At 34.2% G+C, this 23,859-nt stretch carries 24 protein-coding genes; 8 read left to right on the forward strand and 16 right to left on the reverse strand.

The features are described from left to right. Nucleotides 1–67: 67 nt before the first annotated feature. Nucleotides 68–1,585, forward strand: a complete 1,518-nt coding sequence (locus A5819_RS06050) for a helix-turn-helix domain-containing protein (RefSeq protein ID WP_086277609.1) — start codon at nucleotides 68–70, stop codon at nucleotides 1,583–1,585. Nucleotides 1,586–1,661: 76 nt separating this feature from the next. Here A5819_RS06050 and A5819_RS06055 read toward each other — a convergent pair whose 3' ends face one another. The 14 genes from A5819_RS06055 to A5819_RS06120 form a co-directional block, all read right to left on the reverse strand. Next, nucleotides 1,662–2,768, reverse strand: a complete 1,107-nt coding sequence (locus tag A5819_RS06055) for a site-specific integrase (RefSeq protein WP_254907224.1) — start codon at nucleotides 2,766–2,768, stop codon at nucleotides 1,662–1,664. Between the two features lie 384 nt (nucleotides 2,769–3,152). After that, complete coding sequence (locus tag A5819_RS06060; protein WP_086277610.1) at nucleotides 3,153–4,385, reverse strand: hypothetical protein; 1,233 nt, start codon at nucleotides 4,383–4,385, stop codon at nucleotides 3,153–3,155. A gap of 149 nt (nucleotides 4,386–4,534) precedes the next feature. Beyond that, nucleotides 4,535–5,734, reverse strand: a complete 1,200-nt coding sequence (locus tag A5819_RS06065; protein ID WP_086277611.1) for a DUF916 and DUF3324 domain-containing protein — start codon at nucleotides 5,732–5,734, stop codon at nucleotides 4,535–4,537. A 292-nt stretch (nucleotides 5,735–6,026) separates the two neighbouring features. Beyond that, the gene (locus A5819_RS06070) at nucleotides 6,027–7,154 is read right to left on the reverse strand and encodes a hypothetical protein (RefSeq protein ID WP_086277612.1); all 1,128 of its coding nucleotides are present in this window, start codon (nucleotides 7,152–7,154) and stop codon (nucleotides 6,027–6,029) included. 17 nt (nucleotides 7,155–7,171) lie between these two features. Beyond that, on the reverse strand, nucleotides 7,172–7,960 hold the full coding sequence (locus tag A5819_RS06075) for a hypothetical protein (RefSeq protein WP_086277613.1): 789 nt from the start codon (nucleotides 7,958–7,960) through the stop codon (nucleotides 7,172–7,174). Nucleotides 7,961–7,996: 36 nt separating this feature from the next. Next, nucleotides 7,997–8,824 (reverse strand): helix-turn-helix domain-containing protein, encoded by an 828-nt coding sequence (locus A5819_RS06080; protein WP_086277614.1) that lies wholly within the window; start codon nucleotides 8,822–8,824, stop codon nucleotides 7,997–7,999. 1,091 nt (nucleotides 8,825–9,915) lie between these two features. Further along, nucleotides 9,916–10,809 (reverse strand): ParB/RepB/Spo0J family partition protein, encoded by an 894-nt coding sequence (locus A5819_RS06085; RefSeq protein ID WP_086277615.1) that lies wholly within the window; start codon nucleotides 10,807–10,809, stop codon nucleotides 9,916–9,918. After that, nucleotides 10,802–11,563 carry a ParA family protein gene (locus A5819_RS06090; RefSeq protein WP_010762166.1) on the reverse strand — a complete coding sequence of 254 codons (762 nt, stop codon included), beginning with the start codon at nucleotides 11,561–11,563 and terminating at the stop codon, nucleotides 10,802–10,804. The genes A5819_RS06085 and A5819_RS06090 overlap by 8 nt, the downstream gene beginning before the upstream one ends. A gap of 15 nt (nucleotides 11,564–11,578) precedes the next feature. After that, nucleotides 11,579–12,295 (reverse strand): 16S rRNA (guanine(527)-N(7))-methyltransferase RsmG, encoded by a 717-nt coding sequence (rsmG, locus tag A5819_RS06095; RefSeq protein ID WP_086277616.1) that lies wholly within the window; start codon nucleotides 12,293–12,295, stop codon nucleotides 11,579–11,581. A 223-nt stretch (nucleotides 12,296–12,518) separates the two neighbouring features. Then, nucleotides 12,519–13,277 carry a class II aldolase/adducin family protein gene (locus A5819_RS06100; protein ID WP_086277617.1) on the reverse strand — a complete coding sequence of 253 codons (759 nt, stop codon included), beginning with the start codon at nucleotides 13,275–13,277 and terminating at the stop codon, nucleotides 12,519–12,521. A gap of 6 nt (nucleotides 13,278–13,283) precedes the next feature. Further along, complete coding sequence (locus A5819_RS06105) at nucleotides 13,284–13,544, reverse strand: hypothetical protein (RefSeq protein WP_086277618.1); 261 nt, start codon at nucleotides 13,542–13,544, stop codon at nucleotides 13,284–13,286. A 26-nt stretch (nucleotides 13,545–13,570) separates the two neighbouring features. Continuing rightward, nucleotides 13,571–14,926: a PTS galactitol transporter subunit IIC gene (locus tag A5819_RS06110; RefSeq protein ID WP_086277619.1), complete on the reverse strand. Its 1,356-nt coding sequence runs from the start codon at nucleotides 14,924–14,926 to the stop codon at nucleotides 13,571–13,573. Between the two features lie 126 nt (nucleotides 14,927–15,052). Then, on the reverse strand, nucleotides 15,053–15,355 hold the full coding sequence (locus A5819_RS06115; RefSeq protein WP_086277620.1) for a PTS sugar transporter subunit IIB: 303 nt from the start codon (nucleotides 15,353–15,355) through the stop codon (nucleotides 15,053–15,055). Next, on the reverse strand, nucleotides 15,348–15,824 hold the full coding sequence (locus tag A5819_RS06120; protein WP_086277621.1) for a PTS sugar transporter subunit IIA: 477 nt from the start codon (nucleotides 15,822–15,824) through the stop codon (nucleotides 15,348–15,350). The genes A5819_RS06115 and A5819_RS06120 overlap by 8 nt, the downstream gene beginning before the upstream one ends. Nucleotides 15,825–16,014: 190 nt before the next feature. Here A5819_RS06120 and A5819_RS06125 point away from each other — a divergent pair, with 190 nt between their 5' ends. Both A5819_RS06125 and A5819_RS06130 read left to right on the forward strand, forming a co-directional pair. After that, a complete protein-coding gene (locus A5819_RS06125; protein ID WP_086277622.1) occupies nucleotides 16,015–16,776 on the forward strand; it encodes a DeoR/GlpR family DNA-binding transcription regulator in 762 nt (253 codons plus the stop codon). Nucleotides 16,777–16,836: 60 nt separating this feature from the next. Further along, entirely contained in the window at nucleotides 16,837–17,802 is a 966-nt protein-coding gene (locus A5819_RS06130; protein ID WP_086277623.1) for a 1-phosphofructokinase family hexose kinase, read from the forward strand. Nucleotides 17,803–17,868: 66 nt separating this feature from the next. On the opposite strand, the gene A5819_RS06135 is transcribed toward A5819_RS06130, so the two are convergent. Together A5819_RS06135 and A5819_RS06140 are read right to left on the reverse strand one after the other, a co-directional pair. Continuing rightward, on the reverse strand, nucleotides 17,869–19,263 hold the full coding sequence (locus tag A5819_RS06135; protein WP_086277624.1) for a Xaa-Pro peptidase family protein: 1,395 nt from the start codon (nucleotides 19,261–19,263) through the stop codon (nucleotides 17,869–17,871). Nucleotides 19,264–19,299: 36 nt separating this feature from the next. Continuing rightward, nucleotides 19,300–20,007 (reverse strand): GNAT family N-acetyltransferase, encoded by a 708-nt coding sequence (locus A5819_RS06140; RefSeq protein ID WP_086277625.1) that lies wholly within the window; start codon nucleotides 20,005–20,007, stop codon nucleotides 19,300–19,302. A gap of 263 nt (nucleotides 20,008–20,270) precedes the next feature. Here A5819_RS06140 and A5819_RS06145 point away from each other — a divergent pair, with 263 nt between their 5' ends. The 5 genes from A5819_RS06145 to A5819_RS06160 all read left to right on the forward strand — a co-directional run bounded on the left by A5819_RS06145 (nucleotide 20,271) and on the right by A5819_RS06160 (nucleotide 23,396). Then, a complete protein-coding gene (locus A5819_RS06145; protein WP_086277626.1) occupies nucleotides 20,271–21,005 on the forward strand; it encodes a LytTR family DNA-binding domain-containing protein in 735 nt (244 codons plus the stop codon). Nucleotides 21,006–21,296: 291 nt separating this feature from the next. Then, a complete protein-coding gene (locus A5819_RS06150) occupies nucleotides 21,297–21,599 on the forward strand; it encodes a WXG100 family type VII secretion target (protein ID WP_010766560.1) in 303 nt (100 codons plus the stop codon). Nucleotides 21,600–21,669: 70 nt separating this feature from the next. After that, nucleotides 21,670–22,551 carry a type VII secretion protein EsaA gene (gene esaA / locus A5819_RS06155; protein WP_086277627.1) on the forward strand — a complete coding sequence of 294 codons (882 nt, stop codon included), beginning with the start codon at nucleotides 21,670–21,672 and terminating at the stop codon, nucleotides 22,549–22,551. A 51-nt stretch (nucleotides 22,552–22,602) separates the two neighbouring features. Beyond that, nucleotides 22,603–22,734, forward strand: a complete 132-nt coding sequence (locus tag A5819_RS19705; protein WP_254907225.1) for a hypothetical protein — start codon at nucleotides 22,603–22,605, stop codon at nucleotides 22,732–22,734. 107 nt (nucleotides 22,735–22,841) lie between these two features. Then, entirely contained in the window at nucleotides 22,842–23,396 is a 555-nt protein-coding gene (locus A5819_RS06160) for a hypothetical protein (RefSeq protein ID WP_086277628.1), read from the forward strand. The last annotated feature ends 463 nt before the right edge of the window (nucleotides 23,397–23,859 follow it).

A 23,859-nucleotide genomic window follows, 5' to 3' on the forward strand; every position in this document is an offset into this window, starting at 1 on the left:
TAAAGCTTAGTATGCTTTCAACTTCTTTTATCCTTACTTCAATACTGACATTTAAAGGAGTTTTACTATGAGAAAATTTGACTTACTAGAAAAGTTGGAAGTTTATCAAATTGACTTATTGATCTACCTAAGTACTGTTGGGGGTACCGCAACAAAAAAAGAACTTTTACATCATTTAGAGATAGGTGAATATTTTTTAGCAAAACTGATTGACAGCTTAACAGTATCCGCAAAAAAAGCGAATAATCGTTTTTCCATTGACATAAGCAAGCATACTATCACCGTTCAAACAAAACCAGAATATTCTCTTCATACGCTATATAATGAACTAATCGTTCATGCACCAATGTATAGAATTTTAGAAGAATTATTGCTTTTTGGCAGTATCGACACCTCTCGTCTATGTGAAAAAATTGGGATTAGTTATTCAACCTACTTCAGAAAAATCAATGAATTGAATAAATTATTAGCTGAATTTGATTTATCCATCCAAAATGGTTATCTGCTTGGTTCTGAGCTACAAATTCGTTTTTTTTACGTTTCTCTTTATTCGGTCACAGATCCTAAACAGCAGCTAAAAATCCCTAATATCGATCCTCGAATTTATGAAACAGTCAATACTGTTCAGCAGATTTTAGGCAGTCCTCTTTCAAACTATGCTCGAAAAAAACTTATCATCTACTTAAGCCTATTGAAAAGAAGAAATGCTCAAAAAAAAATACCGATTTATAGTGAACAAGAACTTTTTTTCAGTAATAAATCAAACATCCCTAGCCAAAAAAGATTTTTGAATGCCTTAAAAAAAACGCATTTGTTTAAAAAAGTCAATCAAGCACTTGGATCGTTCTTAGTTTACTATTCCTTTAAAATGCTTCCTAGTGAAACTATCTTACTGCTGCTCTTCATGCTAGGTGAAGAAATCATCCCTGCTAATTCTCACTGTTTAAAAGAGCTTGACTTAATTGAAAGATACAGTAGTTTTTTTATCCGGACTTTGAATCAAGAATTCTTAGATTTTATGAAAAAAAAACACTCAAATGCACACTTGACTTCTACTCACAATTCTACCCTTCATTACTATCTAAATTCTAGCGGCTATCACCATTTACTATTCAAAGGTCATATTGATTATTATTGGGATTCCAATGATCCTCAATGGGAAACAGTGAAATACTCTGAAACTGTCTATCACTTTGTTGATTATCTAAAAGAAAAATACCCAAAATTGTTTGTCGATGCTATTCATGATTCTGCTCTTATTAAAAAATACGCACATGCGATTCGTTTTTATGAAGAGTGTACCAAAACTAAAATTTCTGTTGGCATCTTTATTGAGGGTGATTTTCTCCGCAAAAGAAAAGCTACGAATTGGTGGATAAAATATGTCGAATTGACTGCTTTTGCGCATGCAGAACCGTTAGTTAACAACAAACTCTATGATTTAGTTATCAGTAATGTAGATTGCTCCTATTTAAAAAAATACGGAAAATCTTTTTTCTTTATGACAAACTATCATGAAAAAAACGATATTGCTGATTTGGGTCGGCTACTGTTTGATATCTATTCCTCTCACGCTAAATTGTGATGATATTTAGCCAATGCTGCTCCGTCTATTGACTAAAATAGAGCAGCATTTTTGTTACACGAATAAGAAACAGTTACTAAAAAAATTCCAGTTTCTCCACTAATTGACGTTCTTCTGTAAAAAAAGAATTTGTGTAACAATCCAATGTCATTTTGGTTGACGAATGCCCTAATAAAGAACTGATTGTTGCAATATTTCCTCCTGCCTCCAAACATCGGGTAGCGAAAGTATGTCTCAAAGAGTGAAAGGAGAATCCTTCCAAGCCAATTTTTTTGCGAATAATTTGAAAACGATAGGCGATTGTACGTGGTTCTAAAGCCTTATGTTTATTTGAAATAACGTAATCACTTGTTGATACTTTTTGAAGTTCCAATAATTTTTTTCTTAAAGCTTTTGTGATTGGAACTTTTCGTTGCGAATTGCTACTTTTAGGTGTCACTTCCACAATCTCTGTCTTTCGCCCACCCTTATCTTCTACCTGCACTCTGAGCACTGTTCGATTGACTCCTAATGTATTGTTTTCAAAATCGATATCTTCCCATTTCAGTCCGCATATCTCCCCAATCCGTAATCCTGTCTGTAAAGCCAGCATAATAGAAAAAAATTTCTGGCTAGTGCTAATTTCTTTGACCAGCTTAGCTTGGTCTTTAATAGATAGGGCCTGGACTGTTTTTTTCCTCGTTTTTGGAAGATCCAATCCCAAACATGGATTTTCTGTCAATAATTTTAATGATACTGCTTTACCTAAACAGTTTTTCAGTACTGAGAATATTGACCGAATCGAGCTTGCTTTTAACTGTGTCTCCATTTTTTTGAGTAAACTGTCAATGTCTGCTTGTTTTAGTTTTTGTAATTTTACCGAACCGATCCTTGATAATACATGGACATCCATCTTATTTTTATAGCTAGCATATGTACTACTTTTTACTTTTGGCCGAACGAAAGTATCTAACCAATAATTTGTCCAATCTGCTAATTGCCCTTCATAAGGAAGCAAGTTTTTACTAGTATTCGTTTGTTTTTCATATTTTTTCAAAATGAGTAGGTGTTTTACCTCAGAATACTTGTAACCATAGATATAACCATAATGGATCTTCCCGTTTTTTTGTCTCCCTTTTATGTATCGACCTTCCCAACGACCATCTTTTCTTTTATAGATATTTTCTCCTCTTCTTGCCATCATCAAGACCCTTTCTAAAATTTAATTTTTATTGATTTAAGAAAATGAAATTACTACAAATTTTAAATATGTTATGTTCTTTTTTACCAACCTAAAACACTTATTTAAAATCAATATTCAGGTTTTCCCTTTTCATTTACTACCAACTAAACTTAACCATGATCTTACAATACGTTCAGTTTTCTTAACTAAGTATGCATTACTATTTTTTTTACTTAGTCTCAAAAATTCTAGAAAAAAAGAAAATATTTGAAAGTCTGATATCAACTTTTTTTGTTATACAAATACTATTCACATAATATTACAAGGAAAAAGAAAAAGGTCCGTACATTCGAAACTGTCTTAGTTCCCTGCACATTCCCCCTTTTTCAATCAAGTTGTTCAATATCATACTTCATTCACTAGGGTATCGTTACTCAACCTTAAGGAGTTGCTTAAAAAATCTTTTAGTACCGCATATCCTTCCAGTTTTACCAACATTTCTTGTGAACAATAAACCCAATAATTAAAAATTGTAGGACCTGCCGCAACCTTTTCTACCGTTTCCATAAGCGGACCTAATTCTTCAATCAGTTCTCTACAACTTAGCCTACCAGCAATAACAATTTCTTCTTTCCCCTCTAGTTCTAACAACATCCACAAATAATCTATAAATTCTATTTTCGCTTTTAAAACCAAGAATTTTTTCTTAGGGATCATTTTTTTCCCATGCAATTCTTGACCTTTTGCAAAATGCGTTAAAACATCCATCTCGAGTTTAGAAGCAGTTCCTGTTAAACCGATTTTTTTAATTGATTTTTCTTCGATCAACTTTTTTTTTGACGATTGGATCGATGAACGTTTCCTTGTTTTTATAGGCTTGGATCCCTTTTTTTGACGATTAAGTACAAACTTATGTACTTGAGTTTTTTTCTGCCCAGTAACTCGTTTGTCTATCTGGGTCGTCTTTACTGAATCTGTCTTTGTTTCGAGCACTGCCTGCTTTTTATTTTTAGAATCACTTTGGCTATCTGTCATTCTATAGTCCACTTGACTCATTTGTTCTTTGATTGTTTTACTGACCTTTATAAGTTCAGTCTTAAGTAACTCTCCAGAATCTAAAACAATTGACTCATTTTTTACAAGTCTGTCTTCTAAAAGCTCCATTTTTTTAGTCAATTGGCTGAACTTCTCTAAAGCTCCATTAATTTCAGCTTCTTTTCGCTTGTATTCCTCTTCTTTTTCCTGTTTAATCACGTCATCATAGGTTTCGATGATCTCTTTTGCACACTCTTTTAATTCTCGCAAGTGCTTTACATGAGTTTCTTCATAAAAACCGATAGTAAATGTTAAGACAATATAAGCAGTTGATGTAAAGACATTGATTTTTTTGATAACTAATTCATTATTTTTTTCAGTCCACGTTTCATACACTCTCTTCGTGATCTGCTCAAGTTCCATCAATGACCGAACATCCTTTTTAAAAATCAATTTACATGAAAGATACGCTTCGTTTGGTGTAACCAAATGTTTATTGAAAAGTTCTACTCCCAAAAGTCTCGGATTGACTTTTTGATGAAGTATATATTTTTTTATTATTTTTCTTCCTTGTTTCTGGGTATTTTGCTCAGCTTCGTTCATGTCCACCAACTCCTAAAATCGCTATACTGTAAATCTCTTTTTTGATTTAAAAACATTGATCGATAACTGTTCTGAACTCAACACTCAATTTTGGATAGGTATCACTATAATTAAAATTAGATCCTTATTTGTAAGATAGCAGATTATAGTTATTTCGATTGTTTCCCTTGTTCTTGTATCTGTTCTGAACTTGCGGGTCGTTTTTTCTTTTTCCTAGCTCTAGCTTTTTTATTTATCTTTGACTTACTATTTTGCTGAGCCTTTTTGCTGTTCCGATCACGCTTTTTCTTTTTTTGATATAGTATTTCTTCATAGCGTTTCTCTTTGCGCTTTCTCGAAATTAGTAAAATCAATAAAAGTAATAGTAGTATCACAAATGTGATTATAAAAATGATAGTGTATAGCATTATATATTTTTTTTCTGAATTTATATTAGATGTAGCAGTTTTTTTGTTTTCATTTTTAGTAATTTCGAGTTCTTTATCCCATTTCCATTCTTGATTGGTTGCGTAAGATTTTGCAGTCAGCTGAATTTTGTAATTTCCCGCTTGAAATCCTTGCTTTTCTCCATCAATAATAAAAGTAAAACTTGAATTTGGGGCCATTCGATGGCCCGTCAACCTACTTTGCTGCAAAATCTTATCTGAGCCTTTTTCGTAAACTTTTGCGACATACTCGATATCTTCTAAATTCATTGATCGTTCATTTTGAATAGTTGCTTTTAGACTATTTCGATTCGCCTCACTTAAGGAGATCAGCTCCAACAAATTCAATTCTGCTTCAACTGGGGTGTCTGTCTCCGTTAGTTTTACAGCGACTATATATGTTTTTTTCGCCTGATTTTTCTTAGTATTGGCATCTTTTTCTTCCGTTATCTTTTCTGAAGAAACCACTTTGATGCCGCCCAGGACCATTCCATCAAATTGGTGTTCAGGCATTTTTAAACGAACGGTTGCTACGATCGTTTTATTTGCAGGAATGACCAATTCCGACTCAGTAGTTGCAATATCTTTTAAAGCAATTTCCAAACTCTTATCTCTCGCGACGATTTTTGATCGATCAGAATAATCTATGTCCCCAGATTCATTTGTCGTTGCATTATTGATTTGTAAGGAAACCTGTTGTTCTTTGTCTGAGGTATTGATCAGCTCTAGCTTCAAATCCTGAGTCTGACCTGGGGTCATTCTAAGATCATAATAGGTTGCTTCTGGATTATGCTGATTTTTCGGTAAAACCGGTTTTACCGAAATAGCCATCCCAGTTTTAGATCCAATCAATAAAAATGCCAGTGATAGTAGAAAAATTCCTATCACTCTAATCAAGCGAAGTGTTTTTCGTTTCTTAATCATTGAATTTCAAACTCCCTGCATAGTAAAATCTTATGTACATACTTGATGAAAAATCAAACATAGCAACTGGTGAAATCAATTGATTTCCTCTTGATATACTGGCGGGTATTATCTTACTATCCTTGATTATTTTATTGTTTTAGCCCTATTCACTTTTGGGATTTTTTTCCTCAGTACTCAGCAGATACTTTAAAAAATTATGTAGTAGCGGATGGGAAAAGCCGACAATTCCCAATCCTTTTTATTTCTTTGGATAGATTGTTAGTGTAAATATAACAGCTCATCATAATTGTTAGTCATCTATTAAGGATTCTTCGTTTAATACGATCTGTTCAAGTAAATAATTTTCTCCCTGTATCAGATCAAAATATGCTGCTTTATTTAGTATACTTTCATAGTCCATCTTCATGATCCGAACATGAGGCTGACGAAACCATGACCTTTTCTTAATTTTTACTCGTGACTCGATCAGCTTACACTCATCTAAAATTAAATAAATTTCATTTGTTGATACTGAATCTTTAAAACTTCTTACTTGTTCTCTTTCATAAGTCAACTGATTATCAGAAATTGTCATCTTTTCAGATTTTGTCACTAGTTCTTTGTTCATCATCCATGATTGCTCCAAAAATTTAGCTTTTTGCAACAATTGAGAATACTCTCTCAAATCAATTTTCAAAATTTGATCCCAATTCTCATTTTCATCACTACTTGACTTACTTAATTCTTTCATAGCCCTAGACAGATTTTGCCGCTCCATTTGATCGATGACAACTTCTAACTTTTTATTGGCAAGCCGCATTCTTTCTTTTGCGTATCTTTCTCTACTGACAGCTTCTTCTATTTTTAGTAAATAGTTCTCATCATGTTCACTGTACTCTATAACTTCCGTTTGCTCTGAAACCTCAGAATTAGTGACCTTTAAAGGTTGAATAAATTTAGAGACAAGCCTTTCAATTTCACTAACAAAAGCCTCCAGCACATCCCCTTCGTTATCGTCTGGTAACTGCTGGCTCAACGACTGCAGCAAGTTGACCATAAAAGGAAATCCTGTCTCTCTATAAGCAATAGGAACAAAATCAATATAGTAAACAACACGATTGTCTTCTTTTTCCTTCGAACCGCCTATCCAAGCAATTTGTGGGAATGTATGAATCAACTCATCCAATAAAGCAGACCAGTCGAGATCAACATAGTCTAATGTAATCTCAACATGTTTAAAAAAAGAAATTATAGTGTGGAACTCTTCAAAATATTCTTCCACTTCTTTTTGAGGGTAAGGGATTCTTTTATTTTTCTTTTGGAATATTTCTTCGCAAATATAATAAATATCCCGTAACATGTCATCATCAAAAAGGCGTTCACCTACTGCTGGAGAAGCGGCTTGATAAATGTCGACCATAATATTTTGATAAACCACTTCTTGATCCCCTTCCCTTAATCTAGTGATTGATCCGCTAATCGGCTTGATTTACTCAATAAATCTTCCATCAGCACACTTGTTTCACTTTGTAGGCGAAGAATCCGTGTATGATAATTAGCCGCTTCTTGATTGATCATTTTCAGCTCGATTGAAGCTTCTGAAATTGCTTTTTTGGTTTCATGTCTGGCAGCCTCTACCGTTCGATCAGCCTCAACAGTGGCCCGTTCAATAATCTGTTGTGCTTTTTCTTTTGCTTCCATTAATACTTCCGCAATTTGATTTTTCATTTGATCTTGTTGACGTAGTTGCTTTTCAGTTTCTAAGTTTTTATTTCGTTCATCCAACAATTGTTCATCTAATTGCACTCTTAACTCTTCTAATTGTCTGACTTGCTCTTCTAGTGAAAGGATTCTTTCTTTAGACTTAGATGAACTTGTCAAACGCATTGTCAACTGGTCGATTTCTTGTTGTTTATTTTCAACTTCGGCTTTTAGTCGCTCTGCCATTGTTTTTTGGCGTTGTACTTCTTTTTGGAACTGCAGATTCTCACTATTTAAGTGTTCAATTACCGTTGCTTGTTCTTGTTGAGTTTCTTGCTCTTGTTTTCTCATAATATTTTCCGAACGCTCTCTTTTATTTGAAGTTTCTGGACGACTTTTTTTAGGGGGTTCATAAGATTCTTCCTCAAATTCATCATCGTCATATTCGTCGTAGTCATCATACTCGTCATATTCATCGTAGTACTCTTCGTAATCCTCATCATGGTTCTTTTTTTTTTTGCTTTTTTTGTTAAATATTGCCAAATCTCCCGCTCCCTTTCTTAACTTACCCTGTTTGAGTTAAAGACTGCCGACTAGCAGTTCTCGTATTTTTTCATCATTTTGTTCATCTAGTACAACAAACTCTTGGTTCAAATAGTAACCGATTCCTTTTTTATTCAAAATAAATGGTTCAAAAATCGATGTTTTTTCCATTATCTTTTGTTTGATGCGATTGATTAGATTGCTTAGTAAAGCTTGTTTATTTTTTTGCTTGGCATTCGTCCAAATGGCTTCGCATAATGATTGACTTGAAAAGACCCTTTGATCAGAGTTAATAAAGTGTTCTAATACTTGATGCTCTTTTTTAGTCAATGGAATCAGCCAATTATCAATAATCAATGTACGATCTTTTAATTGGAATGAATATTGTTTTTTTACTTTTACAACATTTGAGAATGGACTAGTATTTTGTGAAGCCCCTTCGTTATTTCCAGAATGACCTACTGCCCTTTCTTGACTATTTTTACCTGTACGACTGGCGCTCTCCTCAAAAATAGCCGCTAATTTACTTGCCAGATCAGTGACCGATATTGGATAACGAACAAAACTCACATTCGCATTATTAAGGTATTTTGATTTACTAACTTGTTCTGACTCAAATGTCAATACAACAATTGGTTTATTCAGTAGTGCTAGATTATCTAGAAACGATTCTTTCAACCCACTGTACATAGATTGTTGATAAATGATAAGATCGAAGTTTTGCAGAAAATAGAACTCCTTATCTTTTGGTTGAGTCAATATATCTTTTGAAACCATTATTTCATAATCCATATTCAACAAACTATTCTGCAACAGTCCATTTGCACTTAGTGTATCAGTCAATATAATAATTTTTTTCCTCATACTAGTAAATCCTCCTCTTAGTTTTTATATATAGTAAATTCCAACCATTTGTGTTTGATAAAATTCCTAACTTGGGAAATGTACCTTGACTTTTAATCGCCATATTTCACCTAAACCTGTTACATAGTAGATAATAGGAATTTCCTATTCTTATATAAAATAAGAAAAAACATTTTAAATGTATGGTATATAGCTAGTTCCAAAATTAGATTGACGGTCTAATGACGGTCTATTTAAGAAAAACCTAAAAAAAGATTCTTTAAAATAATGATTATTATAAAAATAAATAATTCGATAATACTTTTATAAATGAAGATGGTAACGATGATTCTGTCTATTCATTTTCTGTCAGTCTTACTTAAAATACAATTCTGCCTAGCTATTTTCTTTTCAGATTTTTTTGAAGAGTTTCTTTTTTTTAAGGAATTTGAAAAAAATTCGGAAAATTAAAGTTATTTCTAGCTTCTTATTTTTTAACCACCTCTTTTTAACCCATTTAGGTATTTATATAAATATAAAAATTGTTACTTTATTAGATTGCGTATACTCAAAACATAATTTTTATCGTTTTAACAAGGTAAAGTTATTGATCCAAATCGATATTTTTGACGGTTCATTTGACGGCGTATAAAAATAAGTAAATCTATATAAGGGTCTTTATTAATTATGGGAGATAGAATAGTTAGGTGTGATCTCCATTCTTTTTATATAATAATCTGTCTATACATCACTGTTTTATTGTTAAATACATGATTTACCTTTTAAATAAACTGTATTATCCATAAATTAAATATATTGTTATTTTTTTATTCCTCATTGACATGTCCAAATTATTTATTGTATACTCGTAATATGAGTATTTAAGTTAAGTACCTAATAAACAAGAGCTGTACGCTTTAATTTGAACAATTATATATTTTTCTTATTTTATATAAAAACAAGAAAAAATGTGTTATTTTTCGATATAATAATTTTATTAAATATTTTACTAATATATTTTTTTTAAATTCCATACTTCACCCCTTTAAAAAAACAAAAAACGTGAAGCAAAACTTTTTAGTTTTGCTTCACGCTTTTCTTTATTTGATTAACTAAGCTTCATCAAAATGTATCTCTAAAATATCTAGAATTCTTGCTAAATCTGACTGTGAAAGATACTCGATCTCAATCTTCCCTTTGCCTTCTTTTTCTTGAATAGCGACAGTCGTACCAAATTTATCCATTAAGCGATCTTCACTTTCACGGATGTAGTAAGGTTTATCTTTGGTATTTTTCTTTTCTTTCTTTGGAGTTTTCTTACCCTGATTTTCATTTAAATCATTGACTATTTGCTCCAATTGACGGACCGTTAGATTTTCCGCAACTACTCGTTTAGCCAAAGGTAAAATCAGCTCTTTATCTTTTAACCCTAGTAAGGTTCTAGCTTGTCCCATTGATAAAATTTCGCCTTGAACCATTTCTTTGACTTGAGTTGGTAATGTTAGTAGACGTAAATAATTGGCAATATAGGGGCGGCTCTTTCCTAAACGTTCAGCAACTTCTACTTGAGTCAGTTTCAAGTTTTTCATCAACATATCATAAGCTTCTGCTTCTTCCAAGGGATTTAAATCTTCCCGTTGTAAATTTTCTAAAACAGCTACTTGCATCATAGCTTCTTCATCAAATTCACGGACGATTGCTGGAATAGTTTCTTTATCTGCTAATTTTGATGCACGGAAACGGCGCTCACCGGCAATAATCTCATACCCTTTAACTGCTGACTTTCTGACAATGATCGGTTGAAATACACCTGATTGTTGAATCGAGTTCGCTAATTCCTGAAGGGATGCCTCATCAAACGTTTTTCTTGGTTGATAAGGGTTTGGACGCAGTTCATTTAAGGGAATTTCTAAGACTTCTTCTTTTTGAACATCAACATCTTCCAAACTAGCAAAATCTTGAAACAATGCATCAATACCTCTACCTAAACCTTTTCCTTTACTCATTATCCAACACTTCCTTTGCTAGTGCTTGGTACACTTCGGCACCACGTGAACGGGGATCGTAATCAATAATTGACAAACCATGACTTGGTGCTTCAGACAATCGAACATTTCTAGGAATGATCGTATCATAGACTTTTTCACGAAAATACTTGCGGACTTCTTCAACTACCTCAGCCCCTAAGTTGGTTCTAGCATCGTACATGGTCAACAAGACACCTTCAATACGCAGTTCTGGATTAAAATGTTTTTGGACTAAACGAATTGTATTTAATAATTGGCTCAACCCTTCTAATGCATAATATTCACATTGAACAGGAATCAAAATCGAATCACTTGCTGTAAAAGCATTAATCGTTAAATGCCCTAAAGACGGTGGACAGTCGATCAAAACAAAGTCATAGATATCATTTATTTCTTCTATAGCAGCTTTTAATCGAGATTCTCTGGCCATCATCGAAGTCAATTCAATTTCTGCGCCCGCAAGCTGAATGGTTGCTGGGACGATATCTAAATTTTCTCTAGAGGTTTGCTGAATCACATTTTTGATTGGTTCTTCATTCACTAATACATCATAAACATCAGTTGCAACGTCTGGTTTACGGACACCGATACCGCTTGTTGCATTTCCTTGAGCATCAATATCGATCAGCAACACTTTCTTACCATAGTAGGCAAGACAAGCACCTAGATTCACAGTGGTCGTGGTTTTACCCACGCCGCCTTTTTGATTCGCTACAGAAATTATTCGTGCCATTTGTGTCCCTCCATCTTATTTGATTGGTTGTTTATTGGGTAATCCTGGTTTTCTTGGATATTTTTTAGGGGTTTCTTTTTTCTTTTGAATCACAACGATATGACGCTCATCATGTGTGATTGGAAGTTCAAATGAAACTTCCTTTTGAAATTTACCACCTAATGTAGCAATTGCAGATTTTGCTTCGTTGATTTCTTCTTCACTTTTAGCTGCCTTTAAGGCTAAGAAAAACCCATCTTTTTTCACTAGCGGCAGACAGAGTTCACTCAACACATTTAAACGAGCAACAGCACGAGCGGTTACATAGTCAAACGCTGCACGAAACGCTTCTTTTTGCCCAAACGTTTCCGCACGGTCATGATACAAAGAGACGCCTTCCAATTGCAACTCGTTGACTAATTCTGTTAAGAATATGATTCGCTTATTCAACGAATCAACGATCGTTACTTGTAAGGTAGGAAAAACGATTTTTAACGGGATACTAGGAAACCCTGCTCCTGCACCCACATCACAAATCGATTTATTCGTTGAAAAATCTTCAAAAAATGCCAACGAAATAGAATCATAGAAATGTTTTAAATAAACTTCTTTCTTTTCTGTGATGGCGGTTAGGTTCATTTTTTCATTCCATTCAACGAGTAACTCAAAATAACGGGTAAATTGTTCCATTTGGTGATCTGATAATTGAATCCCTTTTTGGCTTAATAGTTGTTTAAATTCTTCAGGTGTCATATGTATCCTTCCTTGCGTGAAACAGAAAATGTTTCACAGTTGTCTTTTCTTACTTTAACGCAAATAGAGATTTCTTGCAATGTTTTTAGCAAGATTTATAACAGTTCTAATAAAATGTTTCTTTCTATTATATGCATAAAAAAATTACCTGTTGTCAGCCATAAAAAAGAAGCTGTTCCTTAAAACCTTGAATCGGTTTAAAGGAACAGCTTCTTTTTTATTTTTAATCGCCGCCAGCGGTTATTTTTATTTTTTGATTGTAAATTGGCTCACGGTTTATCAAATCGTCAATTGTGCCAATTTTGACCCCTTTAGAGTAATAGCCATCCAAAATACCTAGTTTTTGGAAAATCGTTTGTTTATACGCAATTTCGGCATTCCATTCAACGGTATCTAGAATAGCTAATGCTGAATGGATAGCTTCCATCCCCGTTTCCCCACCTGTGGTTATTAAAACCCCATGACTATCCAATAAAAATTCATGCGGTAACGTTTTTCTCGCCATCGTTTTAATATGATTGCTGACGATTTCTGCTAATTCTTCTGAACAATTGGGCTCAAACTCCAAGACTTCAATATATTCTACTTTCTGAGTTGCCTCGGTCAAGTTAGGCATATCTAGTCCACTCGTTGCCCAAAACATACTATTTGGGGCATGGGCATGTAAAACTGACTTGATTTCAGGGTTTGCATCATAGACTGCTTCATGCATATTGATTTCTCTTGTTAAACCACCTTCTCCTGCAACAACTCTTCTTGTGTGAGGTTCTACCACTAAAATCTGTGAAGGAGAAACATGCCCAAGATATGCTTGAGACATCATAGTGGGCGTCATGATGATGTACTCTTTCCCGTCTTTATCCGTTGTTTTAAATGAAAAATTGCCCCCAGCGACATTCGTATTTTTACGTTCAAAAATCAGTTGTACGATTTTTGCCATATCTTCTCTTTCACGTTCAAATAAAATTCTTCCATCTGCCATGATTCATTACAGCTCCTTCTTCTTTTTTAGTAAATTCCCTGTACGGATTGCTTCTTTTACCGCGTTCTGTACAACTTTATATTCTTCATATTTTTGCTTTTTTCGTTCATCATATTCTTTAAAAAGTACTGCATTGCCATTTTTATAAATATAAAAGGAAAGGATCATGACTAGAAAATACAATGGCGTGATGTTGATCGATAGCGCCAATATAAACAGTAAAATATCCGTAAACAGTAACAGCATCCATTTTCCTTTTTGATCCATATTATCCAGTCCTCTCTGTGCTTCACTTAATCTTTCACTTCTTCATAACGTGCACTTGGCACAGGTTCCTTTGCCATATACTTGTATAACCAGATGAACATAGCGATAAAGATAATAAATCCGACAATTGCTGCAAGATTCAAATTAGCTGCTTCTGCAAATAAGATTCTAAATTCCGGACCTTCGATCGATGACCACGTAATACTGCCACCCTTTAAGTCCACCGCACCTGTTTTTTTCGCTAATCCAGTCAAGACTGGTGCAAGATAGGTTGCGCCATATAAATAAAGTGGTGTATAAATAATGCCCAGTGTGATCATACGGTAAAGATTTCCTCCCGTTAATAGTAACCCTCCAACAGCAATCGAATAGTTGATTATTCCGGCAAGTGGCAACACCTGATTGCCTGGTAAAATCATGGCATACCCAATAAAAATTGGTACCAAGATAATCGCAGTCACCCAAATCTCAGAACGGCCAGCTAAAATCGGCCAGTCTAATCCTATATAGACTTCACGATCCTTAAACCGTTTTTTCATCATTTCTGACATCGCATCAGCCAAAGGTGAGAGTGATTGCATAAACATTTTACTGATCATTGGAAATAACGCCATTGCTGTCGCTACTTGAATCCCTAAGTTTAATGAACCAGAAATCCCATATGCTGCGCCAAATCCAAGTAACACACCAATGATGAACCCCATCACACTATTTTCAGAAAAAATTCCGATTTTTGCTTTTAAAGCCGAAGTATCAGCCTTTTTGTTAAAGAACGGAATCTTATCCATCACAATATTGACCGGTAACATTAATACTGCAGAAATGTTCATCAAATGTGTGACAGTCACTAACGGAATACCTGTTAAATCCTGAATATGGCGTTGGAACATATCCCCCATTTTTAATTCTAAAACCACTTGTACAACCGCCGCAATAAAGCCTGCAACCAGCGATCCACTAATAAAATACACCAAGTAGGCAGTTAACGCCTTCCCCCAGACATTCCACATATCAACATTGAGTGTTTTCGTTAAGTTCAATAGAAGCATAATAAAGTTAACACCTAAGACAACCGCAAAAAACACAAATGCATACGACCAAGACCATGTAATACTTGCCGCACCCGTCCAGCCTAAATCAAGAGCGGGTAAACTAATGCCCGTATTTTTAGCCATCGCTTCTGACGCTGGACTAACAGCATCTGACATAAATCCGATCACCATGCTCATTCCAGTAAAGGCAACACCAAGCGTAATCGCTGACATAAAAGCTTTTTTCAGCGGCATTCGAGCGATCAACCCGATAATCAGGATAATCAACGGAACAAAAATAGCAGATCCTAGGTTCAATATATAATCAATCACAGATTGAAAAATTCCCATCTCTTCTACCTACCTATCTTTTTATTTTTTTGGTATGATTAGTTTGTATCGTTTTAATTTAGATTGTGAGCTATATTTTTTCATTGTCTATTAGAGTTCAGATTCGTCATAATCTGAGCTCTTTTTTTATTTCTTCGTGTCGTTAACGATTCCTTCATAAATTTCATCCAGACCCATACCAGTCAAAAAAGGAACCCCAGCATAGACGGAAACGCCTAATTTTTCAGCTTCTTGTAGTACTTCATCATCAGGTTTTGCAATATAAACGTAAATACTAGCACTTGGTAATTCTTGTAAAATCGATTTATAGTCCACTGCTTCAACCGGATAATCAATCGCATCTGCATCAAACTTACTTTTGATTTTTTCTGCTACTGTCGTACTCGTCGCCACTCCGCTCCCACACGCCACAATTAATTTTCTAGCCATTTTTTACTTCCTCCCATTGTTTTATGAACAAATTGAATACGCCTTCATTTTCAGTCGTTTTTTTATACTTCGATACAAATGCTTCATTTTGAAATAAGACCATTAACTCCTGTAGCAAACCAACTTGTTTTGAAGGTTCTTTGATGCCTAAGAAAAATAAATCTCTCACCTCCATTTCTTGATTGTCTCCCATTTGTTTAACTCTGATTGGGTTTGTTGTTCTAACAACATATATGAAAGGCTTCTCAATATATTCTGTGTCTGAATGAGGTAAGGCTATATTGAGATATTCTGTGATCAAGCCCGTTGGAAACCCTTTTTCCCTAGTTTTGATCCCTTCTAAGTAGCCATTATTAACATACCCCGCTAGTTGTAGCCGCTCCGCAATACATTCAAATAATTTGTCTTCATCTTGAGCAGTCACATTTAAATCAATTAGCTCTGGTTGGAACATTTGCTTTGTACTCATTATTCTTCTCCATTCTATACATATTTAAACTTTTTATGTTCAACTTTGTAAATATATGTTAAACTTTGTTTATACAAAAAGAATACAACTTGTATAATGGTTTGTCAACGCTTTCTTTCGATTGTTTTTTGTTCGTTTTACGTTTAAAATGTAATAGATAAACATTTTCGAACAAAAAGGAGACCTTTTTATGTTAAAAAGAGAACGACATGCCCATATTTTAGATCTATTGGAAAAAAGCACATTTATGACCGTGTCCGATATAGCCATAGAACTACAAGTTTCAGAAATGACGATTCGTAGAGATATCACGGAACTAAGTGATTCTAATCAACTAGTTCGCTTATATGGAGGAGCACAGAAAATCGATCGTAAAGACAAAGAGCTGGCTACTCACGAGAAAATCAATCTACATATCGAACAAAAAGAATATATCGGTAAAATCATGAACTCTTTGATCCAAGATCACCAAGTTGTTTTCGTTGGTGCTGGAACCACGATTTTATATGCATTACCTTTTATCAAAAAACAAAATTTGATGATCGTTACCAATAGTTTGTTAGCCTTTAATTACATTATTGCGCACACAGACTATCGCATCTTATTAACTGGGGGGGATTTTACACCGATCACAGAAGAATTTATCGGAGAACATGCAGAGCAGACTTTTGAAACAATCAATATTGATATTGCCTTTGCAGCAACAAATGGCATCTATAACAACAATGTAACGACTTCTAACTATTTAGAAGGTGGCGTACAACGTGCAGCTTTTAAAAATGCAAAACAAAAAATTGTCGTGGCAGATAGTACCAAGTTTAATGTTAGTGATGTCTATACGTTTTATAAATTATCTGATTTAGACTACGTGATCACTGACAATAAAATCGATGAACCAACCTTTAATTTCTACCAATCTTATGGAAAATTGTTAAATAAACCAGTTAACTGAAGGTTCTCGGTTCTTTCAGAACCTCAGCTTAGCTTAGTATCTGAAGGAGAGAAAACAACAATGATTGTAACAGTGACACTAAATCCATCAATGGACTCGATTTATTTTACCGATACCTTTACTCTGGGTGAGATGAACCGCTGCAGTAATCCGATCAAAGCAGTCGGTGGAAAAGGAATCAACGCCGGAAGAACTGCAGCCATTTTAGGCGGGAACGTGACGGCAATGGGCGTTTTGGCGGGTCTCAATGGGGAGTCTATTCGTACAGCACTTGAACAAGAACCCTTTCAAACTATATTTCTACCCATTGCTGGAGAATCAAGAAATGCAGTAACTGTGATGGATCGCCAAAAAAATCAAACAGAAATCGTAGAGCTTGGACCAGAAATTACTGCTGAAACCGCAAAGAAGATTATAGATCAAGTAATCGATTTTTCATTGGAACAAAAAAAAAGACCGATCATTGCTTTGTGTGGGTCAGCCAACACAAAAAATGAACGATTATACCACGACTATTTACAACAGTTAAACGAGCAACTTGGAGCCAATATAAAAGTCCTAACAGACATTTCTGGAAAACAACTACACAATACCTTAAAAAGCCCGATAAAACCTTATTTTATCAAACCGAATATTCATGAATTCGCGGAATTACTAAACGTTTCTATTATGACTAAAAATGAAGTCATCAAACAGCTGAACCACCCTATATTACAAGGAATTCCCTTTATCCTAGTTTCTTGTGGCGGTGATGGTGCAATTGCGAAATATCATGAGCAGATTTTTGATATTACCCTACCGATGATCGATGTCATCAACCCGACTGGTTCTGGTGATGCAACCGTAGGAGGTGTAGCATTTGCTTTAGATCAAGGTTTTTCTATAGAAGAAACACTACGGTATGCCATGGCTTGTGGAATGAGTAATGCCCTTGAGCAAGCAGTAGGATATGTTTCTATTGAAAATGTTGCGCTACTGAAAAATAACATTACTATCCGAGAAGTATCAGAAATGTTTCACGTGTAACAATGGCTATAAAAAATTAAATAAGGAGCTGACCGTTAAAGAGAATGGTCAGCTCCTTATTTTCAATCACAACTTAGAACAGCGGAAAGCTTGCTCTTTTGCTAAATAAAACGGACGTAAATACCCCACAGTGTTGGACAATGGGATGATATCTTCACTTAGTTCGATATTCAATACTTCTTTAAGATAGCTTCTTCGTGCAGTGATTCGCTGCCATAGTTCAGGGTAATCGGCTTCAATTTGTCTTTGCAACTTTTTATCAGCCAAAGCTACGCACTCTTCAGCACTTACGCCTGTATAGCCTGCCACAGATGGAATAATATCGATTTGTAAAATCATCCCACTTTTCAATGTTTCTTCAGATCCGGCATAAATCGGTGAAGACATCCATTCTTCATCTGAAACTAAATGACCTGGATTCAAAAGCCAATGATAATCAGCTTTAGGAAAAACCGACTCAATGGTTTGATAAAGTTCATTGCCTTGCATGCCAATTTTGATTGTTTCTAACCAAGCAGTCACAGCTTGATAATAGGGTTTGGCAACTCTCTCTAGATAATCCGGTTGATTTGCTGGAAGTTGCGTCGCATTTTCTATAACGAAACCAGTTCGGCTAGATAACCCACCTTTAAAGGCAGTGGTTAAAGACAATGGGTCGCCTAGTTTGACTTGCTTATGTGTTGGATAAACATTAGCATATTCAAACCGTTGTCCAGTTGCAGCAATCGTCACAACTGTATTCGTTTGTCCTTCTGCTGTTAATTCATTCCCTAATACAGCTTCCGTCACCCCTACTTCAACCGCATCCATTGCTTTCAAAATAGAGCTGGATGCTAGATTAGCACCATATTCATAATGAGCCACTTCATTCGCATTATTGGTTGTACGAGCACCTTGATCTCCTCGAATAAACAGATGAGCTGCATTTTTGAGCACAGCTTGCGCATTTTTACTTGTTAAAAGTGCTTGGATAATAAAATAAGGTAAATCAAAATACGCTTCGTTATCCGATTCAGTAGTAGTAAACATTTTCCAGCCTACTACGCCAATTTTGTGCTTCTTCGCTAAGCCAATTGTTGTAAATATAGTTTCCAGTCTTGCTTCGTTATCCATTGGTTGGTTTGGCAAAGAAAACAGCGGAAAATGAATCAATTGATTTTCAATTCGAGCAACTTTTGCCATTTTCAAATTTTCATTTCCCAGGACGAGTGTACACTCTCCTGTTGCATCTAAGATGAGCAGTCCTTCTTCAAAACGAGGGATAAAGCCTGTTAAATACTCAAAATTACCACCATGTTCTTTATCCGCATAAATCACGATACTGTCAAAACCTTCTGCTTTCATGTTTTCCAAGACTTTCTGTTTTCTTTCGAGCATCGTTTCATCTGTTAAATATGTTGGAGCAACATCGGTAAAAATCATCGGCTTTGGAACTTTTGTTAGTTGCACTTCTTTTTTCATTGTATTGGTTTCCCTTCAAATTAAGCTTATTTGTTGTTAGCATTCATTTAGACGCCTTTTTTGCTCTCCCTCAACAGTAAAGTTTGCTTCATCCAACCAAGATTCCAGTCGATCTTTCCTGTCAGCCCACTCACTATTGATAATTGAAAACCAAGCAGTGTCTCTGTTACGCTCCTTATAGACCAATGCATTACGAAAAATCCCTTCAAAGGTAAAACCTAAACGTAAAGCTGCTTTTCTAGAAGGTTCATTTAATGCATCACATTTCCATTCATACCGTCGATAACCTAAGTCGTCGATTGCGTAGCACGCTAAAAGATATTGGGCTTCTGTGGCGATTCGTGTTTTCTTCAATTGATCAGAATAGATAACAAAGCCGACTTCAATCGTCCCGTGTTCTGGATTTGTCCGCATCAAAGCCAATGTTCCCAATGCTTTTCCACTAACCTGATCAATAATTACATAATGAAATGGATCTTGTGATTGACTGATTGTTTTTAAATAAGTAGCAAGTGCCGCTTTACTTTCAAACGGCTCCATTGGTAAATAGGTCCAATTTTTCGAAGGACTTGTCGGTCCGTAAACATGATACAAATCTTCAATATGTCGGATAGGATCTATTTTTTCTAACCGGCAATACGTCCCTTCCAGCAGCACTTTTGTTGGATATTCTCTTCTAGACCAATCCTTTACTGCATAACCGATTGGCTGATGATCTGAATTGTATAGATTCTCTATTTTCATCTACTTTCCCCCAGTGTTTTATTTAGTATAACAAAAAAAGGACCCAATGCTCTATATGAGGTTTTCCTATATTTAATTTCTAAGTTTCTATTATTGATAAAGAGTATAACAATTTCTCTAAAATGACTTCATTTCGTACAATTTTTGAGAATTTCTGTAAAAAAAATATGCTATGATTATAATTGATAAAAATAAAAAGTTTAAAAACTATTTATACTACATAAACATACATTTTTAATCTTAAACTCAAGGGAGATGAGCCATTGAAGATTGCATTGTGTGATAACAACCAGAAAGATATGGGAACTATCGAGAAAACCATTCAGCTACATACTTCTCAACAATATGAATTTGATTTCTTTACTAATGGTGAAAAATTAGTCCGCCACCTTAATGAAATAGAAGCAACTTATAAGATCTACTTTATTTCTATTGAAATGACCGAAATGGACGGTATGGCCTTAGCACAGCAAATCCGCACTTTCGATTTAGAAGCACTGATTATTTTTATAGCGGATAACAATCAACGGATACCTGAAGTATTTAAAGTCCAAGCATTTGATTACTTATTGAAGCCGATAGACCAAAACGATTTGCTAGAAACGATCGATCGAGCAAATAACTATTTTAATGCAATCCAAGCTTATTTTGAATTTTCATTTAATCGAAAACTTGTTGTCTTAACAATGAGTGAAATCATCTACATTGCCAAAAGCGGTCGGATTGCCTACATTTACACAACAGAAAAAGTCTATAAAACATATTTAATGATGGCTGAAATCATTGATAAACTAAACAAGGATTTATTTGCGCGAATACATGGCAGTTATGTAGTGAATCTAAATTACATTGTTGAAATCACCAATAATGAAGTATTTGTCAAACAATTTAAAGAGGATATACAACAAAAAAACAACACCTCCTTACCGATAAGTAGAACCTTTAAAGATGAGTTAAAGGAAAAATATGCAACTTTTCTCAAAACAAGAAAAGCATAATGCTGTGTGACATTTTAATTGAAACTTGATCATAAAAAAACTATATTATTCTTGAAAAATCTGTGTTTTTTACAGATTTTTTTATTTTTCAGACTCATAGGTAACTATAGAAACCACAGAAAGATAAAAAACCACCTTAAAAATAAGTTATAATTCTATTTTTTTCGTTATTTTTTACTTAAAACACGCAACTTTTTACATTAAGTGTTTATCGAACCTTTTTTATGGTAACGTTTATGTAACTAGTGAGCATTATTTTGCTTTCTAAAAAACTATTTGGAGGAATGAAAAATGGCCGGCGATAGAATTAAATTATCCCCACAAGAACTAAGAACTTCTGCAACAAAATATACGGATGGTTCAAACCAAGTAAATGATATTTTACAAAAGCTACAATCTGAACAAGATACAATCCAAGGTAACTGGGAAGGTAGCGGTTTTGACAGCTTTAACGATCAATTTACTGCTTTAAAACCAAAAGTATCTGAGTTTGCTGAATTATTAGAGCAAATCAACAAACAATTAAACGAAGTTGCCAACATTGTAGAAGAAACAGATCAAAATATCTCTTCAGCAATCGGAAGAGGTCTATAAGAACCACATAAATGAGGAATAGGGAGGGCACTTGCTCCTCACTGTTCCTCTTTTTTTAGGAGAATGATAAATGAACAGTAAAAAACTATATTATATGTTGAAGTCTGTTTGGATGGTTGTAATTTTTCTTATTATGCTGATATTTATGAACCGAGATTTTACTGATATATCTGCAAACAAAGCGAAAGAAGAACAAGATATGCGGTTAAATATTGCACTAGTAAATGAAGATAACGGTGTTAACAAAAATAACATAGACTATAACTTAGGCGCAGATTATGTCAAAAAAATTGAAAAAGATGCAACGTATAACTGGTTTACAGTTAGCCGAGGAATCGCTGAAAATGGCTTAAAATCCGGCACTTATAACTTACTCGTGACAATTCCAAGCAATTTTTCAAGTAAACTTTTAGAACTAGATAGTGAAGCACCTGAAAAAGTCCAAGTCAACTATAAAATCAACGCCAATGGAAATGCTACGTTAGAAAATGAATCTAGAAGTGTTGGTCGCAAAATCGTTAATGATTTAAACCAGCAACTTGTTGATTTATATGTAGTCAGCATCGTTGATAATCTATATACCGCTCAGCAAAATATTGAAAAAGTCTATACAAACCAAACAGATTCCGTTAGCAAATTTCAAGATATTTTATATCAGCCAACAATTAATTTTAAAGACTATCTACCTGGCATCACTTCACAATCTCAAAATGCCTTACAAGCCAATGATTTACTGACAACTACCTTGATCGATTTTATCAAAAATCCAGAATCGTTAGTCAGTAGTCATCAAGATTTTTCAACGTTACTAGAGCAATTACTAAAACAACGTGCTGATGGCAAATTATCATATGAAGAATTTGTCAAAATCTTAACTTCGATGGATGACAGCGTGTTAAGTTCAGAAACCAATAAATTATACAGTACGCTTGAAAACTTGAATCAGTCATGACAGGATGACTTTATTGCTTCAAATGACGGAAATGGTCGTTATATCGAGCAAATGAATGCTTTGAATGAACAGTTATTAGCGTCTAAAGCAGATGTAGAAAAGCAAATTGAAGACTTAGAAGGAATCGAAGATAAATACTTTGCTTTGATACTTATAGTGAAGCGTTTTTCAAACAATTTATAATCAACACGTCAGATGAAGCATCTAAAGTAACTTTCGGAACTGTTTTGAAAAAAATGAATTACTCATCATCACTGAACAATCTAAGCACGTTTAATGATGAATACCTTGTGAGTATACAAGAACGTTTAAACACTTTACCTTATAAAATTGATACCGAAGATGTAAATGAAATGAACGAAATTTTTCAGTACACGGACGTACCTTACAACGATGGTGAGCCTCTGAAAACGATTAGTAGAAAAGCAGAACGTATCCAATCACAAGTAGAACGAATAAACGAAAAAATTGAAGCTGCTAATGAAAAAATCATAGAAAACAATGAGTTAAATAATGATACTGCCCAAACGATCGACCTTCTAGTTTGGAATACTGATCCAGAATTTGTGAAAGAAAAAAGTTCTTATTATCAAGATCTCAAGGAAGCCTATACCAAACTACAAGATATTAAAAAAGACGTATTAGATCCTGCAAAATATGGGAATAGAAAAAGTTTCAGAATAGACACTGAAAACTTTAATGAAGGAACATTCAGTATCTCTAACATAAGCGATCTCAATGAGCTAGGAATCATTGATGTAAGCTTTGATCGAGACGGAACAATTCCAGTAACAGAAAATCATGAATACCTTATTGAACGAAAAAACGACAAAATCATTACATGATCTTTTAGAACAACTTAATTCTTGGCAAAATGCACTCAATCTACTAAATGATTTTTTTAGTGATAAACATAGACCAGTAAACAAGAAAAAAATTGCAAGTAATTACTATGCATGTTCTCAAATTTTCTGTGCATTTCATAACGACTTTTCACAAGCATTGCAGGAAATGGAGCAACAAATTACAGAGTTGAGACAAAAAGAAAAAGTTAAATATTAAGTAAAAATCAAAGTAAAAAATTACTCTAATTAGTAGTTTTTTGCTTTTTTTGTTAAGTGTAAAATATTTATCCACTCTTTATGTTAAACTTAACATAAAGAGTTATTTAGAATGTACGTTAGATATGAACAAAAACGAAGATAGCAATATTTAAAAAAAGAAAAGATAATACTTGGAATGTGTTCGTAACTAGTGAAAAAGGAAACCTTACAAGATTAAAAACATATTCAGATGACAATGTTACCT

Origin of the sequence: Enterococcus sp. 7E2_DIV0204 (assembly GCF_002140855.1) — a bacterium.
Taxonomy (GTDB): domain Bacteria; phylum Bacillota; class Bacilli; order Lactobacillales; family Enterococcaceae; genus Enterococcus_L; species Enterococcus_L lemimoniae.

What these genes read in the sequence shown, in the direction of transcription:
- A5819_RS06120 (WP_086277621.1), bottom strand. Translation starts at nt 15,824, where the DNA reads ATGAGTACAAAGCAAATGTTCCAACCAGAGCTAATTGATTTAAATGTG.
- A5819_RS06085 (WP_086277615.1), bottom strand. Translation starts at nt 10,809, where the DNA reads ATGAGTAAAGGAAAAGGTTTAGGTAGAGGTATTGATGCATTGTTTCAA.
- esaA (WP_086277627.1), top strand. Translation starts at nt 21,670, where the DNA reads ATGAACAGTAAAAAACTATATTATATGTTGAAGTCTGTTTGGATGGTT.
- A5819_RS06090 (WP_010762166.1), bottom strand. Translation starts at nt 11,563, where the DNA reads ATGGCACGAATAATTTCTGTAGCGAATCAAAAAGGCGGCGTGGGTAAA.
- A5819_RS06140 (WP_086277625.1), bottom strand. Translation starts at nt 20,007, where the DNA reads ATGAAAATAGAGAATCTATACAATTCAGATCATCAGCCAATCGGTTAT.
- A5819_RS06110 (WP_086277619.1), bottom strand. Translation starts at nt 14,926, where the DNA reads ATGGGAATTTTTCAATCTGTGATTGATTATATATTGAACCTAGGATCT.
- A5819_RS06105 (WP_086277618.1), bottom strand. Translation starts at nt 13,544, where the DNA reads ATGGATCAAAAAGGAAAATGGATGCTGTTACTGTTTACGGATATTTTA.
- A5819_RS06060 (WP_086277610.1), bottom strand. Translation starts at nt 4,385, where the DNA reads ATGAACGAAGCTGAGCAAAATACCCAGAAACAAGGAAGAAAAATAATA.
- A5819_RS06050 (WP_086277609.1), top strand. Translation starts at nt 68, where the DNA reads ATGAGAAAATTTGACTTACTAGAAAAGTTGGAAGTTTATCAAATTGAC.
- A5819_RS06115 (WP_086277620.1), bottom strand. Translation starts at nt 15,355, where the DNA reads ATGGCTAGAAAATTAATTGTGGCGTGTGGGAGCGGAGTGGCGACGAGT.
- A5819_RS06065 (WP_086277611.1), bottom strand. Translation starts at nt 5,734, where the DNA reads ATGATTAAGAAACGAAAAACACTTCGCTTGATTAGAGTGATAGGAATT.
- A5819_RS06080 (WP_086277614.1), bottom strand. Translation starts at nt 8,824, where the DNA reads ATGAGGAAAAAAATTATTATATTGACTGATACACTAAGTGCAAATGGA.
- A5819_RS19705 (WP_254907225.1), top strand. Translation starts at nt 22,603, where the DNA reads ATGAATGCTTTGAATGAACAGTTATTAGCGTCTAAAGCAGATGTAGAA.
- A5819_RS06055 (WP_254907224.1), bottom strand. Translation starts at nt 2,768, where the DNA reads ATGATGGCAAGAAGAGGAGAAAATATCTATAAAAGAAAAGATGGTCGT.
- A5819_RS06100 (WP_086277617.1), bottom strand. Translation starts at nt 13,277, where the DNA reads ATGGCAGATGGAAGAATTTTATTTGAACGTGAAAGAGAAGATATGGCA.
- A5819_RS06130 (WP_086277623.1), top strand. Translation starts at nt 16,837, where the DNA reads ATGATTGTAACAGTGACACTAAATCCATCAATGGACTCGATTTATTTT.
- A5819_RS06135 (WP_086277624.1), bottom strand. Translation starts at nt 19,263, where the DNA reads ATGAAAAAAGAAGTGCAACTAACAAAAGTTCCAAAGCCGATGATTTTT.
- rsmG (WP_086277616.1), bottom strand. Translation starts at nt 12,295, where the DNA reads ATGACACCTGAAGAATTTAAACAACTATTAAGCCAAAAAGGGATTCAA.
- A5819_RS06150 (WP_010766560.1), top strand. Translation starts at nt 21,297, where the DNA reads ATGGCCGGCGATAGAATTAAATTATCCCCACAAGAACTAAGAACTTCT.
- A5819_RS06125 (WP_086277622.1), top strand. Translation starts at nt 16,015, where the DNA reads ATGTTAAAAAGAGAACGACATGCCCATATTTTAGATCTATTGGAAAAA.